Below are 16,605 nucleotides of genomic sequence, written 5' to 3'. Positions count from 1 at the left end.
TACCCATCGGTATAGAGAGCTACCAACAGGTACATACCCGCGCGGCGGCCTGCTTGTGCGCCGGCACCGATCACTGCGAGGAGACCCGCACGGATGGACCAGACCACAACGCATGCCGCGGGCGCACCGCCTGCCGCACCCGCACCTGCTCCGACCTCCGAGGCTGACTATCTTGCCGACCTGCGCCGCCGCTGGCAGGCGGCCTGGCCGACCGGCGCACCGACCACCCCGCAGTACCCGCTGGGCCGCATTCCGTTGTCGGAGATGCTGCGCCACTGGGGCCAAGCGCTGCCCGACCAGCCTGCGGTGATCTTCTACGGCCACCAGACCACCTACGCCGAACTCGACGCGCAGAGCGACCGCTGTGCCGCGCTGCTGGCCGCCAGCGGCATCGGTGCCGGCGACCGCGTGGCGGTGCTGCTGCCCAACTGCCCGCAGTTCCATGTGGTGTTCTTTGCCATCCTGAAGCTGGGCGCGGTGTACGTGCCGATCAGTCCGCTGTCGCAGCACGCCGAGCTGCTGCACGCACTGCGCGACGCGACGCCACGCGCGCTGGTGGCGCTGGACCAGTTGCTGCCGCTGGTGGGCGATGCGCGCGACGAACTGGGTGCCGACGATCCGCTGTCACTGCTGTTTGTCACCAGCTTCGCCGAGGTCGCGCCGGCCGAACCCACGCTGCCGCTGCCGCCGATGGTGCAGGCGACGCGCTACGAGCTTGAGGCGGAAGACCGCGCCATCGACCTGCTGCCCGCCATCGCCGCCTGCGTCGCGCCGACGCCAATGGCGGTGCCGGACATCGACGCGCCCGCCGCGCTGAACTACACCGGCGGCACCACCGGCCTGCCCAAGGGCTGCATCCACACGCAGGGCGACATGGTCGACATGGCCGCCGCGTTCGGCGCGGTGGGGCTGCCGGTGCAGGAAGACACCGTCATGCTTGGCTTCTTCCCTGAGTTCTGGATCGCCGGCGAGAACCTGTGCCTGATCTTCCCCGCCTTCCATGGCATCCCGCTGGTGCTGCTGGCGCGCTGGGACGCGCAGACCTTCATGGCCGCGGTGCAGCGCTACCGCGTGACCAACGCGTCGATGCTGGTGGACAGCGCGGTCGAGGTGATGGACCACCCTCGCGTGGGCGAATATGACTTGCGCTCACTGCGCCACGTGGGCGTGTCGTCGTTCGTCAAGAAGCTGAACCTGGAATACCGCCGCCGCTGGCAGGTGCTGACCGGCTCGACCATCGCCGAAACCGCCTGGGGCATGACCGAGACCCAGACCTGCAACACCTACACCTACGGCATGCAGGACGGTGACATGGACCTGCACGCGCAGCCGGTCTTCGTCGGCCTCCCGGTACCCGGCACCGAGTTCAAGGTGTGCGACTTCGGCACCGGCAGCCTGCTGCCACTGGGCAGCGAGGGCGAGTTGTGCGTGCGTACGCCGACGCTGCTCAAGGGCTATTGGAACAAGCCCGACGCCACGCGCGAATCGATGCGCGACGGCTGGTTCCATACCGGCGATATCGGCCTGATCGACGAACAGGGCTATATCCACTACCTCGGCCGCCGCAAGGAAATGCTGAAGGTGAACGGCATGAGCGTGTTTCCGGCGGAGATCGAGACGATGTTCGGCCAGCACCCGGCCGTACTGGGCTCTGCCGTGGTCGGCCGCCCCGACGAGGATCGCGGGCAGGCGCCGGTGGCCTTTGTCATGCTGAAGCCTGAGGCCGCCGGCAGCGTCGACGCCGCCGCGCTGACCGCGTGGTGTCGAGGCAGCATGGCGGTCTACAAGGTGCCGGAGGTGCGCATTGTCGATGCGCTGCCACTGACGGCGACGGGAAAGGTGCGCAAGCAGGATCTGGTGGCGCTGGCGGCACGGCTGGACTGACTTGCGGCGGCGGCCTTGCGCCCGTGCCGCCAGCCCGAGGGGAAAGGGCGCGTTATCGAGACGTGGCAGCCGTCAGTTGGTCCCGGCCGCCTTGCCGCTGGCGGTCAGCGTATCGACACGGGTAGCGGGCGGCGCCAGCCTACGCAGCGTGGCCTCGCGCTCGGCGGACGGCAGCGCGCCGATGCGGCCGGCTTCTTCATAGAAACGGCGCCAGTCGCCGTCGCACTGCACCAGCAGCGCGGTAAAGGCCGGCACCCACTGCTGGTAGGTCGCCACCGCCGCCAGGTGGGCATTGGTCAGCGGCTGGTCGAACCAGCGGTCATAGCCGCTGTAGTTGCCCCACTCCACCTTGAGCCGCGCGTATTGCGCGCGCAGGTCAGCGAAGATCCTGGCCTTGCCCTCGCGCTTGGCTTCGTCGTCCAGCGGCGTCTGGTACAGCGCCGCCAGCCGGTCGCGCGTGCCGAGCAGCAGCGCGCGGAACTGCTGGCGGCGCGCGTCGTACTGGCGATAGCTGGCGCGCGCATCCTCCGACGCATCCTCGGCCAGCCAGCGCTCCACGCCGGCGGCTTCCACGGCGGTGGCAAAGGACTCGTTGAAGGCGGTGTCGTTGCGCACGTAGACCACCTGGTGCGCCAGTTCGTGGAAGATCAGCCGCGCCAGCTCGCCCTCCGGCAGGTAGACGAAGGTATTGAGCAGCGGGTCGTCGAAATAGCCCAGCGTCGAATAGGCGGGGATGCCCGCCACGTACGCTTCCTGGCCGTCGCGGCGCAATCCCTGCGCGTACTGCTCGGCATCGGCCTGCGCGTAGTAGCCCCGGTAGCTGATGCAGCCGACGATGGGGAAGCACCACTTGCGCAACTCCATCGACAGCTCGGGCGTGGCAAACACGCTCCACACCACGTAGGGCCGGTGCAGGTTGGCGTAGCGGCGGTAGCTGCCGTTGTCGGGCAGCTTCAGCTCGCGCGAGGCATAGTCGCGGATGCGGCCGGCCAGCGCCAGCCGTTGCGCCAGGCGCGCGTCGTTGGCGTCGCGCGCGCCGGCGATAGCGTCGTTGAGCGGCTGCGCCTGCGCCATCACGCCGAGGTGGCCGCCGATCGACTGCGCGTAGTAGCCCACGGTTTCGCACCCGGCCGTGAGCAGGGCCAGGGCCGTCATGACCGCCGCCGCCAGGATTGCCGCCCCGCGCCGGCGGCCGGGTCGCGTACTCATGCCGGCAGGACTGCCCCTTCCGTGCAGGCCTCGACCTGCACCAGGCAGTCGTAGAAGACCGGCGCCCGGCCCAGGTCGGTCAGGCGCTGGCTGGTCAGCTCGTTGGCGTTCTTGCCGTCCGAAGCCAGCTTCTTCCACCAGATGGACAGGCCCACCACCAGCCCGCGCCGGGCGCGGTCGGTCACGCGGGCGCGCGCCAGCATGCTGCCGCGGTCATTGAAGGCGCGCACCATGGCGCCATGCACGATGCCGCGCTCGGCGGCGTCGGCCGGGTGGATGTCCAGGTGCGGCTCGCCCTCGGTGGCGCGCAGGCTGTCGACATTGACGAAGGAGCTGTTCAGGAAATTGCGCGCCGGCGGCGAGATCATCGCCAGCGGGTAGCGCGCCGCGAGTTCCGGCGCGGTCGCCGGGGACTCGTACTGCGGCACGTAGTCAGGCAGCGGGTCGAAGCCGTCGCGCGCCATCGGCTCGGAATAGAGCTGACACTTGCCCGAGGCGGTGGGAAAGCCGCCTTCGGCGAACGGTGCCGGCGCCAGCGCCAGCTTCTGCCAGCCCTGCTCCTTGAGCGACGCCCAGCTGATCCCGGCGGCGCGCGCATCGCCCGGCAAGATTGCCTGCGCGGCGATGTCCTCGTCGCTGTCGGCGAAGCACGGCTCGGTGAAACCCATGCGCTGCGCCAGCCGCCGGAAGATCTCGGTATTGGGCAGCGCCTCGCCCATCGGCGCGATCGCGGCGTTGTTGGCGAGGAAATAGGTGTGGCCGTAGGCCTTGTGCACGTCGGTGTGCTCGAGCTGCGTAGTGGCCGGAAGCAGGATGTCGGCATAGTCGGCGGTATCGGTGCGGAAATGCTCCAGCACCACCGTGAACAGGTCCTCGCGCGCGAAGCCGGCGGCGACCCTGGCCGACTCCGGCGCCACCGCGACCGGGTTGCTGTTGTAGACCACCACCGCCTCGATCCGTGGCGCGCCGGGCGCGGCGTCAGCCAGCAGCGCATCGCCGATGGTGCTCATGTTGACCAGGCGCGGCAGCTTGCCGGGCCAGCCCGGCAGCAGGTCGGGCCGCTGCAGCGCGGCGTCGTTGATCGGAAAGAAGCCCGAGGTCGACAGCTGCAGCCCACCGGCGGCATGACGCCACGCGCCCACCAGCGACGGCAGGCACGCCACCGCTCGCACCGCCTGGCCGCCGCCGTGAACGCGCTGCATGCCGTAGTTCAGGCGGATCGCCACCGGCTGGCGCTCGCGCACCGCCAGCTGGCCGTAGAGGCCTGCCAGCCACTCGATGTCTTCAACCGGGATGCCGCAGATCTCGGCCACGCGCGCCGGCGGATAGGCCTGGGCGCGCTCGCGCAGCCTCTCGAAGCCCACCGTGTGGCGTTCGATGTAGTCGTGGTCGAGCAGCCCGTCGCGGACCAGCACATGGATCATGCCCAGGGCCAGCGCGCCGTCGGTACCGGGCATCGGCGCGATATGGCGATGGCATTTCTCGGCACTCAGCGAGCGGTAGGGATCAATCGCCACCAGCGTGGCGCCGCGCCGCTTGGCTTCCTGTGCGCGGGTCCAGAAATGCAGGTTGGAAGCGATCGGGTTGCCGCCCCAGATGATGACGAGCCTGGCATCGACCACGTTCTCCATGTCCATGCCGACGCTGGCACCATAGGTATAGCGCAACGCTGTGGCGCCGGCGCTGGCGCAGATGGTGCGGTCCAGCCGCGATGCGCCCAGCTTGTGGAAGAAGCGTGCGGCCATGCTCTCGCCCTGCACGAGACCCATGGTGCCGGCGTAGCTGTATGGCACGATGGCCTGCGGATCGCGCGCTGCGATGGTCTGCAGGCGCGTGGCAATGGTGTCGAGCGCTTCGTCCCAGGAAATCGGTGCGAACTTGCCTTCTCCCTTCTTGCCGATGCGCTTCATCGGCGTCAGCAGGCGGTCGGGATGGTAGGTGCGTTCGGTGTAGCGCGATACCTTGGTGCACAGCACCCCCTGCGTGCCGGGGTGCTCCGGGTCGCCTGCCACCTTGACGGCGCGGCCGTCCTCGACGGTGACGAGCAAGGCACAGGTGTCGGGGCAGTCATGCGGGCAGGCGGCGCGGACAATGCGGGAAGCCATGGGATCTCCGGGGGCTGGCGGTCTGTCGTTATCGTTCGTTCGGTCGGAACGTGAACTTATGGCGCAGGCGCCCGGGTCGCGGGCCGCGGGTCTCGGGCCTGCGCCGGCGCTGCGGCGCGTCCCCGTCCGTGCGGGCGTGCGGGGCCGGGGCGGGGAGTATCTCGATCGGATTGTATTCGATATGATGTGCCGGCGCGCGGCCGGCACCACGCTGGCCGCGCGCTTGCCGTCCAATGCCGGCGCAGACCGGCCCATGGCGGCGAACGGGTAACCGAACCACATTTTGCGGGGATTTATGTTTTTCCGATCCGGGGTCAAAGGCCGGCTTGCCGGCCTGCTGGTGGCGTGCGCCATCGGCACGGGCGGGGCATCCGGCGCTGCCATCGCCAGCACTGCCATATCCGAAACCGGCGTCACCGCCGATACCATCCTGCTGGGTCAATCGGCCGCGCTGACCGGGCCAGCCGCGTCGCTCGGCAAGCAGATGAACGCGGGCGCACGGCTCTATTTCGACCACATCAACCAGCAAGGCGGCATTTTTGGCCGCAAGATCCGGCTCGAGGCGCTGGACGACTACTACGAGCCGGAGCCTGCCGCCAAGAACACACGCAAGCTGATCGAGCAAGACCGCGTCTTCGCGCTGTTCGGCTACGTCGGCACGCCCACCAGCCAGGCCGCGCTGCCGCTGGCGACACAGGCCAGGGTGCCGTTCTTCGGCCCGTACACCGGCGCGCGCTCGGTGCGCGAGCCGCGCAGCCGCTACGTCTTCCATGTCCGCGCCGGCTACAGCGACGAAGCCACGGCAATCCTGCGCCAGATCCAGACCACCGGCCTGAAGCGCGTGGCCGTGGTCTACAACGACGATGCCTACGGCAAGGCCGAGCTGGAGGAGCTGGAACGCGCACTGAAGACCGCCGCCGACAGCGGCGTGCAATTGGTCGCGCGTGAAGCCGTGGTCCGCAATACGGTGGAAATCGGTGACGCCATGCAGGGCGTGATCAAGGCCAAGCCGGACACCGTGGTGATGATCAGCGCGTATCGCACCGCCGGCGCCTTCGTCAAGGAAGCGCTGCGCCGCGGCTACAACGGGCAGTTCTACAACGTCTCGTTCGTCGGCACGCAGGCGCTGGCCAATGAGGTCGGCGCGAAAGGCAGTGGCGTGATCATCTCGCAGGTGATGCCGCATCCGGGCAATGCGACGCTGCCGGTGGTGCGTGAATACCTGCGCCTGCTGCAGGCCGCGGGCAAGCCGAACGAGTTCGACTACGCCAGCATCGAGGGCTACATCGCGGCGAAGGCCTTGACCGAAGGACTGCGCCGCGCGGGCAAGGACCTGACGCGCGAGAAGCTGGTGACGGCGCTGGAATCGATGCGCAGCGTTGACCTGGGCGGATTCATCGTCAACTTCACGCCGGAGAACCATGTGGGATCACGGTTCGTGGAGATGACGGTGATCAATTCGAAGGGACAGGTGATTCGGTAACTCTTCCAGCCGCGCCGGTTTTCTCCCCTCTCCCTCTGGGAGAGGGGCGGGGGAGAGGGCCCGCGTGTCCACGAAGTGAAGCGCTATCGTGCTTGCCATGCGCCTGCCCTCTCCCCCAACCCCTCTCCCGCAAGCGGGAGAGGGGAGAAAACCGGCGGAACCGCACCTGCCCTCGCCCTACTTCATGTCATTCAAATGACAAGCCGAAAACCGCATCGGCGCAATCTCCTTCAACACCGGCTGCTCCTCCCTGCAACGTGGCATCGCATAGGGACAGCGCGGATGGAAATGGCACCCCGGCGGCGGATTCAACGGTGACGGAATCTCGCCCTTGATCGCCACATAAGTCTTCTTGCCGACCTCCAGCTTCGGCGCTTCGGCCAGCAGCGCCTGCGTGTAGGGATGGTTCGGCGCGGCGAACACGTCCTCGGTCGGCGCCGACTCGACCACCCGCCCCAGGTACATGATCACCACGCGGTCGCTGATGTGCTTGACCACGCCGAGGTCATGACTGATGAACAGGTAGGTCAGGTTCAGTTCTTCGCGCAGCCGCATGAACAGATTCAGCACCTGCGCCTGGATCGATACATCGAGCGCCGCCACCGACTCATCGCAGACCAGGAACTCCGGCTTGACCGCCAACGCCCGCGCAATGCCGATGCGCGCGCGCTGCCCGCCCGAGAACTGGTGCGGGAAGCGCCGCAGCACGGTCGGGTCCATGCCGACGCGCACCAGCATGTCCTCGACATAGCCCTTCTGCCCGCCACGGTCGACCATGCCGTGCACCACCGGCGCCTCGCCGACGATATCCAGCACGCGCAGCCGCGGATTGAGCGAGGCGTATGGGTCCTGGAAGATCATCTGGATCGCCAGCTGCTTCTCGCGGCGCTTGTCCGGCGGCAGGTGGTCGAGGTTGGTGCCGCGCCACAGCCGCTCGCCTTCTGTCAGTGTGTGCAGGCCCACCGCCATGCGGCCCAGCGTGGACTTGCCGCAGCCGGATTCGCCCACCAGGCCCACCACTTCTCCAGTGCGGATACTCAGGTCGACGCGGTCGACCGCATGCACTACCTCTTCATGCGCATGGGCGCCGAACAGGTTGGCGATGCGCGCCGCGGTGTCGAGCGACTTGACGAAGCGCTTGGACACGCCGCGCAGCTCCAGCAGCGGCGCCACGGGCGTCTCACCTGGGTCAGCCGCGGTGTTTGCCATCGGTCGGGATTGCAGTTCAGTCGTGGTCATGCCGCCTCCTGGTTGGCCAGCACCGGGTGGAAGCAGCGCAAGCGGCGGCCGTCAGGCGCAGTCTCCAGCGGCGGCTCGGTCTTGCACGCGGCGGTCGCGTACGGGCAGCGCTCGCGGAACGAGCAGCCGCCCGGCAGGTTCAGCAACGATGGCGTCATCCCCGGGATCTGCCGCAGCGGGGCGCCGCGCGGGTTGCGCGACGGTGCCGAACCGATCAGGCCGTGCGTGTACGGATGCTCCGGATGCTCAAGCACCTGGCGCACATCGCCGGCTTCGACAATCTTGCCGGCATACATCACGCACACGGTGTCGGCCAGCCCTGCCACCACCGACAGATCGTGCGTGATCCAGATCAGTGCCGTGCCGGACTCGCGGCACAGGGTCTGCATCTCGTACAGGATCTGCCCCTGGATGGTGACGTCGAGCGCCGTGGTCGGCTCGTCGGCGATGATCAGGTCGGGCTTGTTCAGCAGCGCGATCGCGATCGCCACGCGCTGACGCATGCCGCCCGAGAACTGGTGCGGATAGGCCAGAAGGCGCTCGTCCGGGGAAGGAATGCCGACCCGCGCCAGGGCATTGCGCGCACGCTCGCGCGCCACCGCCTTGCCGACGTTCTCGTGCGCCAGCACCGCCTCGATCATCTGCGTGTCGATGCGCAGGACCGGGTTGAGCGTCATCATCGGGTCCTGGAAGATCATCGCGATGCGGTTGCCGCGCACGTCGCGCTGCTGCGCCGGCGTCAGCGCGCGCAGATCGCGCGTAATGCCGTCGCGGCTGGTCAGCGCGACGCGCCCGTCAACGACCTTCCCGGGCGGGTCGACCAGGCCCATGATCGAGTAGCCGGTCATCGACTTGCCGGAGCCGGACTCGCCCACCAGCCCCATGATCTCGCCGCGGCCCACGGTAAAAGACACGTCGTCGACGGCCTTGGCAATGCCGCCGCGCGTGTAGAAATGCGTCTTCAGGTTCTCTACGACCAGCGTAGGTTGTGCCATGTCGGTCTCCCGCGGGTTATTGCGTCTGCAGGCGCGGGTTGAGCACGTCGCGCAGCTGGTCGGCGACCAGGTTCATCGCCACGATGGTGACCACCAGCGCGATGCCCGGGAAAAAGCTGATCCAGTACTTGCCCGACAGCATGTATTGCTGGCCGTTGGAGATCAGCGAGCCCAGCGACGGCTCCGTGATCGGCACGCCGAGCCCTAGGAACGACAGCGTCGCCTCCAGCGTGATCGCCGACGCCACCTGCAGCGCAGCGATCACGATCAGCGGCGGCAGGCAGTTGGGCAACAGGTGGCGGAACATGATGCGGCGCGGAGGCAGGCCCAGGCAGGTGGCCGCCTCGATATATTCCTTGCGGCGCTCCACCAGCGCGGCGCTGCGCGTGGTACGGGCGTAGTAGGCCCACTGCACCGCCACCAGCGCGATCACGATGTTGCCCAGCCCCGGGCGCAGGAACGCCAGCAGGATCAGCGCCAGCAGGATCGGCGGGAAGGACAGCTGCAGGTCGGCCACGCGCATGATGAAGGCTTCGGTACGCCCGCCCAGGAAGCCGGCCAGCAGCCCCAGCGTGGCGCCCAGCAGCAGTGCGATCACGGTGCTGACCACGCCCACGCCGATGCTGATGCGCAGCCCGTACATCACCGCGGACAGGATGTCGCGCCCTTGCTCGTCCGAGCCGAGCAGGAAGGTCATACCGGTACCGGCCTTCTCGCCCGGCGCCAGGCGCGCGTCTAGCACGTCGAGCGTAGCCAGGTCATACGGGTTCTGCGGCGCCAGCCATGGCGCGAGGATCGCAATCAGGATGATGGTGACCAGCGTGGCCAGCCCGGCCACGGCGATCTTGCTGGAAAAGAACTCCGTGGCAAAGCGGCGCCACGGCGACTGTTCGCGCGCGGCCGGCGGTGCGCCCGGCGGCGTCTTGTCTTGCGGTTCGACGGTGGTGGCGGTCATGGCTCAGCCCTTGTTGTCGGCAATGCGCACGCGCGGATCGAGCATGCTGTAGACGATGTCCACCAACAGGTTGATCAGGATGAACAGCGTCACGATCACCATGAGGTAGGCGACGATCACCGGCCGGTCCAGCAACTGGATCGAGTCGATGATCAGCTTGCCCATGCCGGGCCAGGCAAAGATCGATTCGGTCACGATCGCAAATGCGATGATCGAGCCGAACTGCAGCGCGATCACCGTGACGATCGGGATCAGGATGTTCTTCAGCACATGCACGCCGACGATACGCGTGTTGGACAGGCCCTTGGCACGCGCGAACTTGACGTAGTCCTGCAGCATCGCCTCCTGCGTGCCGGCGCGCGTGAGCCGGATCACCATGGCGATATTCAGCAGCGACAGCGTCACCGCCGGCAGCACCAGATGGCGGATGCCGTCAACGGTCAGGAAGCTGAGCGGGATGCCAAGCACGCGCACGGTCTCGCCGCGCCCGTTGGACGGCAGCCAGCCGAGCTGCACCGCAAACACCATGATCAGCATCAGGCCAACCCAGAACGTGGGCAGCGAGAAGCCCAGGATCGACACCGTCATGATCGACTTGCCCGCCACGCCGTTGGGGCGCAATCCGGCCCACAGCCCCAGCGGGATGCCAAGCACGATCGCCAGCAGGATCGCGGACACGGCCAGCTCCATGGTGGCCGGCATGCGCTCGAAGATCAGCTTGAGCGCGGGCGTGCCGTGTGCGAACGAGGTACCCAGGTTACCTTGCAGCGCGTTCTGCAGGAACACCCAGTATTGCTCCCACAGCGGCTTGTCCAGGCCAAGCGCGGCGATGGTGCGCTTGATGTCCTCCTGGTCGGCCTGCGGGTTGATCAGGATGTCGACGGGATTGCCGATGGCAAAGACGCCGAGGAAAACCAGCAGCGACATGACGAAGAGCACCACTACGCTCTGCATCAGGCGCCGGATGATGAAAACCAGCATATTCAGACCACTATCCTTTCGCGCGCGAATGCGCACGCCGCCCGGGAGCGCCATGCGCTTCCAGGCGGCGCGGCAGCCATGCGCGGCACCGCGAACTCAGCAGCAGGCAGCCTGCTTACTGGGGCTTGAAGTTATGCGCGTAGGTGCGCTCGTCGGTACGCGGCACGTAGACGATGCCCTTCTGCGTGGCCCAGGTGGTCACCTGCTGGTGGATCGGGATGATACCGCCATCGTTGATCGCGATCGCGGTGGCTTCCTGCAGCAGCTTGGAGCGCTCGCCGTCATCCACGGTGGACAGCGCCTTCTCCAGCACCACGTCCATCTTCGGGTTGCAGTACTCGCCCCAGTTGGTGGTGCCGAAGCCCTTCTTGCTGTCCTCGCACGCCAGCAGCGCGCGCAGCGGCGAGCTGACCTCGCCGGTCTGCGCACCCCAGCCGAGCAGGCCGAACGACCACTCGTGCTTGATGCCCTTGGACGAGTACGTCGCCATCGGCATGCCTTCCACCTTGGTGGCGATGCCGATGCGGGTAAGGTTCTGCGCGATGGTCTGCGCGATCTTCTCGTCGTTGACGTAGCGGTTGTTGGGCGTGTGCAGCGTCACGCCGAAGCCGTTCGGGAAGCCCGCCTCGGCGAGCAGTTTCTTGGCGCTCTCCGGGTCGTACTTGACCGTCTTCAGGTTGGGGTTGTAGCCGAACAGCGTGGGTGGCACCAGGTTGTTGGTCGGCTCGGACAGGCCTTCCATCAGCCTGTCCTTGATGCCCTGCCGGTTGATCGCCATGCTGATGGCGTTGCGCACGCGCGCATCCTTCAGCGGGTTCTTGTCCAGCGGCGCGCCTTCCTTCGTGGTGACGTAGGGTGACTTGTCGCGCTTGGCATCGAAGTACAGGTAGATCACGCGATGCGAAATCTTGGAGAAGAACGACAGCTTGGGATCCTGGCGCACCTTGGGGAGGTCAGGCGTCGGCACGTTCTCGATCGCCTGCACATCGCCCGACAGCAGCGCCGCCAGGCGCGTGGCCGGGTTGGGGATGAAGCGCAGCGTGGCCTTGTCCCAGGCAGGCTTGGCGCCCCAGTAGTTGTCGTTGCGCACCAGTTCGACCCGGTCGTCGCGCGCATAGCTGACGAACTTGAACGGGCCGGTGCCGATCATGCCCTTGCCCTGCGCGAAGTCATCCGAGCTCAAGCCCTGCGTCGCCTTCTTCTGCACGATGAAGATCGACGTCAGGTCATTCAGCATCAGCGGATACGGCTGGTTGGTGGTCAGCTGGATGGTGTACTTGTCGATCACCTTCTTGTTGACGATCGCCTTGGTGTAGACGTCGAACTTGCCGGGACTGTTCTGGATGGTGGCCGGGCGGTCCAGCGACCAGACGATGTCCTCGGTGGTCAGCTCAGTTCCATCGTGGAACTTCACACCTTTGCGGATCTTGAATTCCCACGTCAGGTTGTTGACCAGCTTCCACGACTCGGCCAGGCCCGGGATGATGCGGCTGTCCGGATCCATCTTCACCAGCGAGTCGAAGATGTGCTCCGACACGTTGATGTTGGAGAACAGGTTGTAGAAGTGCGGATCCATCGAGGTCGGCGGCGAACTCATGGCCAGTTTCAGGTCCGCGGCCTGGGCGCTGCCGGACCAGGCCAGGCCAAGGGCCCCGGCCACGGCGACAACGCCGATTGCCTTCTTGAAAGTGCGAAGGGACATCGCGCAATTCTCCCTGTAGGAAGTGAAGCAGACGTTTGAGGATCGGCAATGCGCGCGCCGCGGGTCACGCAGCAGGTCGCGCACGGGCGCTGCTTTTTGGTGCGCTCGCTGGCGCAGGGATGCAGCGCAAAACGGCAAATTGCCGGCCGGGCACTTCAAGCATGAACTGTTCCAGCAGTCGACATACGACGGCAATGCGGGGAAACCCACACCGTCCGGCATATTGCACCGCGCCATTCGCTGGATGGGGCATAACCCGGCGCATTTTGGCGCTTTTCCGAGAGGCATCGTATGATCGGGGTTATCCGACGCCTACCCGGCTCGCCACGCCCAGACTCCGGCATCATGAAGCTCATCCCCGAAATCCTGCAGGCGCAAGCCGAAATCCGCGAGATTCGCCGCGACATCCACGCCCACCCGGAACTCTGCTTCGAGGAACAGCGCACTGCCGACGTGGTCGCGCGCAACCTCGAGTCGTGGGGCATCGAAGTGCATCGCGGCCTCGGCACCACCGGCCTGGTCGGCGTGATCCGCAACGGCAGCAGCGCGCGCACCATCGGCCTGCGCGCCGACATGGACGCGCTGCCGCTGCAAGAGGCCAACACCTTCGGCCATCGATCGCAGCATGCAGGCAAGATGCATGCGTGTGGCCACGACGGGCATACCGCGATGCTGCTCGGCGCGGCGCGTTACCTGGCGCAGCACAAGCCCTTCGATGGCACCGTGCACCTGATCTTCCAGCCGGCCGAGGAAGGCGGCGGCGGCGCACGCGAAATGATCAAGGACGGACTCTTCTCTCGTTTTCCCTGCGATGCGGTCTTCGGCGTCCACAATTGGCCAGGCATGCCGGTTGGCGCTTTCGGCACGCGCGCGGGTCCGCTGATGGCATCGAGCAATGAATTCCGCATCGTCGTACGCGGCAAAGGGGCGCATGCGGCCATGCCGCACAATGGCAACGACCCGGTCTTCACCGCCGCGCAGATCGTCTCGGCGCTGCAAGGGATCATCACCCGCAACAAACGCCCCATTGATACCGCAGTGATCTCGGTCACGCAGTTCCATGCCGGCGACGCAACCAATATCGTGCCGAACGAAGCCTGGATTGGCGGTACGGTGCGCACGTTCACGGTGCCGGTGCTAGACCTGATCGAGCGGCGCATGGAGGAAGTCTCCCGCGCCGTCGCGAGCGCGTTCGACTGCACCATCGACTACGAATTCCACCGCAACTATCCACCTACCATCAACACCGAGGCCGAAACAGGCTTCGCCGCCGCGGTCGCTGCCGAACTGGTGGGCGAAGCCAATGTCGACAGCGACGTCGAACCGACCATGGGCGCCGAGGATTTTTCGTTCATGCTGCAAGAAAAGCCGGGCTGCTACCTGTTCCTCGGCAACGGCGACGGCGCACACCGCGACAGCGGGCATGGCATGGGGCCGTGCATGCTGCATAACCCCAGCTACGACTTCAACGACGAACTGCTGCCGGTGGGCTCGACCTTCTTCGTGCGGCTGGTGGAGAAGTGGCTGGCGCCCGCGTAAGAACTAAAACTCAAGGCGCAGCCTGCAGGCAGAATCGATAACAGCGCATTCGCGCAAGACAGGGGAGCATCTGCATGGGCCGCTCGGCGCTTGATCGGGGGACGGCGCGCAGCTTTGCGCGCGTGGCGCTGGACAATATCCGACGCCGCTATCCGTACAAGGTGGATCACATGATGGCCAGCGCCGGCGACGTGGCCGAGCCCGCGACCTGGCACCCGGCCTTCTGTGGCAGCTATGACTGGCATTCGAGCGTGCATATGCATTGGCTGCTGGTGCGGCTGCTGGCGCTGTACCCGGACCTCGATGAAGCGGCCGAACTCCGCGATACGCTTGACGCGCAGTTGCGGCCGCAGCATATCGCGGTCGAACTGGACTATTTCTATCGGCCCGGTTCCCGGACATTCGAACGCCCGTATGGCTGGGGCTGGGTACTGAAGCTGCAGGCCGAATTGCTGGCGCTGGCGCAGCAGGATCCGCGCGCCGCGGCATGGGCCGAAGCCTGCGCTCCGCTCGCCTCGTACCTGTCGCGGCAATTGGCCGAGTTTCTTGACGCGGCGGATTTCCCGGTGCGCACCGGCACCCACTTCAACAGCGCCTTTGCCTGCGTGATGGCGCTGGCCTACGTGCGCGCCGCGCAGGACACGGCCTTGCGGCGCGCCATCGTGCGGCGCGCGCATCGTTGGTTCGGGCACGACCGCAGCTATCCGGCACGCTATGAGCCAGGCGGCGATGAATTCCTGTCGGGCGGCATGACCGAGGCCGTATTGATGCATGCCGTCATGGACGGCAGCGCGTTCGGGCAATGGTGGGAAATGTTCGTGCCGGGCCAGGCAGAACTAGCCAACTGGCTGACCCCGGTGGAAATCGCCAATCGCAGCGATCCCAAGACTTCGCACCTCGACGGGCTGAACCTGTCGCGCGCGTGGTGCTGGCGCCTGCTGGAACCGGCGTTGCCGGAACCGCTGCGCCCGCTGGCCGTGCGCGCCTGGTCCGACCATCTCGCGGCTTCGCTGCCCTATGCCGTTGCCGGCGAGTATGTCTCGACACACTGGCTGGCCTCGTTCGCGGTGCTGGCGATGGCCGAGCCGGTCGGCGGCTGACGCCGCCGCGTTGGTATCAGTCCAGCGCGATATCCCCGTACCAGGATTCCGCCTTGCTCTTGGTGTTGTCGGTATCCGTCATGATGCCGACCGCAACCACTCGCCCGGGGTCGGTGCCGAACGCCTTACGGTAATCCGCGCGCAGGTCGCGTTCGTGGCATCGCCACTCATTGGCATGCTTCGTGCCGCTATCAACCACGATCATGCGCACACGATCGGTATGCGGATTCGCCACCACCGAGCCTTCGGCGCGCTTGCCGCCCCAGATGTACATCAGCGTGGCGTAGGGCATTTCGCGGCCGGTGGTGAGCCGTGCCATCTCGTACATCAGCTGGTCTTTCAGCGGCAGGCTGCCCTTGTCGCCATCGAAGGCGACGAACAGGCGCAGCGGAGAATCCTCGCGGGGACCGTGGCTGTTGTCGGCATTGCGGATAATGCCGCTGGTCTTCCAGCTCCAGCGCACCATGCCGGCGTCACGGTCGTGCAGCGGTACATAGAGGCCAGACGCCGAACTCTCCGCGTGTGCATGGACGACCACGCGCTGGTCGACTTCGACCAGCGCATAGCGGGTGGGAATCTTGTTGCGGTTGATGGTCCACGGCTGCCAGCCGACCGGCAGTTGTCCTGCGCCTTGCGCCACCGAGAACAGCGGAAGCGTGGCGAGGGTCGGCGGTTCGGCGTCAGTTTCCTCGCCGTCTTCGCCGGCATCGCCTTCGGCAGCGCGGGCATTGGCCGCGGCGAGGGGGTCGGCCGGCGTGGCCGCAGCCAGGGCGCTCTGCTCGGTAGCGCGCTGTGCCTCGGCGTACGCCGCCATGCGCTTGGCAAATGCCTGGCAATCGACCGCCGAAATGCTGGTAGCCCGCGCCGAATCAGCTTCGGCGGTGGATAAGCCTGAGGAACCAGGGGGATTGGATGCGCATCCTGCCAGCATCAGCGCGCTGGCGGCGCCAGTAAGAACCAGCCGAAACACCTTGGCCGTCATGTAACCCCTCGAATCCCGGAACTGGCCCTGCTTCCTTGGCAAGGGCCTGTCTATTGCTCACTGCTTGCTGCTTGCTGCAAACGGCTTCGTGCCGCTTGTGGGCACTTGGGATTCGAACATAGCAGAAGGCTTGGAGGGCTGGAATGCTGGGCTACCCGGGATGCAGCGGGAAAACAACGGGGATTTTGCGGCCGGGCACTGCGGGTGCTGGTGACATGCCCCGAACACAGCCCACAGAATCAACTCAAAACCCGCAAAGCAAAAACCCCTCGCAGCACACGCTGTCGAGGGGTTTTGCACAATAAGAGCCTGGCGATGACCTACTTTCACACGGGTATCCGCACTATCATCGGCGCGGAGTCGTTTCACGGACCTGTTCGGGATGGGAAGGGGTGGTTCCAACTCGCTATGGTCACCAGGCATAAGGGGTT

Annotated in this window: 12 protein-coding genes and 1 rRNA gene; 4 read left to right on the top strand and 9 right to left on the bottom strand. The window is 66.5% G+C overall.

Annotated features, from left to right (window positions below; all coding sequences use genetic code 11):
- Positions 1 to 93 precede the first annotated feature (93 nt).
- Positions 94 to 1,884, top strand: a complete 1,791-nt coding sequence (locus ACIP1U_RS29595; protein ID WP_400322683.1) for an AMP-binding protein — start codon at positions 94 to 96, stop codon at positions 1,882 to 1,884.
- A 72-nt stretch (positions 1,885 to 1,956) separates the two neighbouring features.
- On the opposite strand, the gene ACIP1U_RS29590 is transcribed toward ACIP1U_RS29595, so the two are convergent.
- The gene (locus ACIP1U_RS29590; protein WP_400322681.1) at positions 1,957 to 3,093 is read right to left on the bottom strand and encodes an aminopeptidase; all 1,137 of its coding nucleotides are present in this window, start codon (positions 3,091 to 3,093) and stop codon (positions 1,957 to 1,959) included.
- The gene (locus tag ACIP1U_RS29585) at positions 3,090 to 5,198 is read right to left on the bottom strand and encodes a molybdopterin-dependent oxidoreductase (RefSeq protein ID WP_400322679.1); all 2,109 of its coding nucleotides are present in this window, start codon (positions 5,196 to 5,198) and stop codon (positions 3,090 to 3,092) included. Before ACIP1U_RS29585 ends, ACIP1U_RS29590 begins: the two co-directional genes overlap by 4 nt.
- Positions 5,199 to 5,493: 295 nt before the next feature.
- Between ACIP1U_RS29585 and ACIP1U_RS29580 the strand changes: the two genes are divergently transcribed.
- Positions 5,494 to 6,681 (top strand): ABC transporter substrate-binding protein, encoded by a 1,188-nt coding sequence (locus ACIP1U_RS29580; protein ID WP_400322677.1) that lies wholly within the window; start codon positions 5,494 to 5,496, stop codon positions 6,679 to 6,681.
- A 177-nt stretch (positions 6,682 to 6,858) separates the two neighbouring features.
- Here ACIP1U_RS29580 and ACIP1U_RS29575 read toward each other — a convergent pair whose 3' ends face one another.
- The 5 genes from ACIP1U_RS29575 to ACIP1U_RS29555 form a co-directional block, all read right to left on the bottom strand.
- A complete protein-coding gene (locus tag ACIP1U_RS29575; RefSeq protein ID WP_400322675.1) occupies positions 6,859 to 7,920 on the bottom strand; it encodes an ABC transporter ATP-binding protein in 1,062 nt (353 codons plus the stop codon).
- Entirely contained in the window at positions 7,917 to 8,915 is a 999-nt protein-coding gene (locus ACIP1U_RS29570) for an ABC transporter ATP-binding protein (protein ID WP_400322673.1), read from the bottom strand. Before ACIP1U_RS29570 ends, ACIP1U_RS29575 begins: the two co-directional genes overlap by 4 nt.
- Before the next feature lie 16 nt (positions 8,916 to 8,931).
- On the bottom strand, positions 8,932 to 9,870 hold the full coding sequence (locus ACIP1U_RS29565) for an ABC transporter permease (protein ID WP_400322671.1): 939 nt from the start codon (positions 9,868 to 9,870) through the stop codon (positions 8,932 to 8,934).
- 3 nt (positions 9,871 to 9,873) lie between these two features.
- Entirely contained in the window at positions 9,874 to 10,851 is a 978-nt protein-coding gene (locus ACIP1U_RS29560; protein ID WP_400322669.1) for an ABC transporter permease, read from the bottom strand.
- A gap of 115 nt (positions 10,852 to 10,966) precedes the next feature.
- A complete protein-coding gene (locus ACIP1U_RS29555; protein ID WP_400322667.1) occupies positions 10,967 to 12,553 on the bottom strand; it encodes an ABC transporter substrate-binding protein in 1,587 nt (528 codons plus the stop codon).
- 345 nt (positions 12,554 to 12,898) lie between these two features.
- On the opposite strand from ACIP1U_RS29555, the gene ACIP1U_RS29550 reads away from it, so the two are divergent.
- Positions 12,899 to 14,092, top strand: coding sequence for a M20 aminoacylase family protein (locus ACIP1U_RS29550; protein ID WP_400322666.1), 1,194 nt, complete (start codon positions 12,899 to 12,901; stop codon positions 14,090 to 14,092).
- A gap of 74 nt (positions 14,093 to 14,166) precedes the next feature.
- Positions 14,167 to 15,192 carry a DUF2891 domain-containing protein gene (locus ACIP1U_RS29545; protein WP_400322665.1) on the top strand — a complete coding sequence of 342 codons (1,026 nt, stop codon included), beginning with the start codon at positions 14,167 to 14,169 and terminating at the stop codon, positions 15,190 to 15,192.
- A gap of 16 nt (positions 15,193 to 15,208) precedes the next feature.
- Here ACIP1U_RS29545 and ACIP1U_RS29540 read toward each other — a convergent pair whose 3' ends face one another.
- Together ACIP1U_RS29540 and rrf are read right to left on the bottom strand one after the other, a co-directional pair.
- Positions 15,209 to 16,174 (bottom strand): DUF3047 domain-containing protein, encoded by a 966-nt coding sequence (locus ACIP1U_RS29540; protein ID WP_400322663.1) that lies wholly within the window; start codon positions 16,172 to 16,174, stop codon positions 15,209 to 15,211.
- A 307-nt stretch (positions 16,175 to 16,481) separates the two neighbouring features.
- Positions 16,482 to 16,594 (bottom strand): 5S ribosomal RNA (rrf, locus tag ACIP1U_RS29535).
- Positions 16,595 to 16,605: the final 11 nt, after the last annotated feature.

It is taken from the genome of Cupriavidus sp. NPDC089707, assembly GCF_044748965.1.
GTDB lineage: Bacteria > Pseudomonadota > Gammaproteobacteria > Burkholderiales > Burkholderiaceae > Cupriavidus.
Note: the sequence above shows the minus strand (reverse complement) of the source record. Positions and strands in the feature narration are given on the sequence as shown.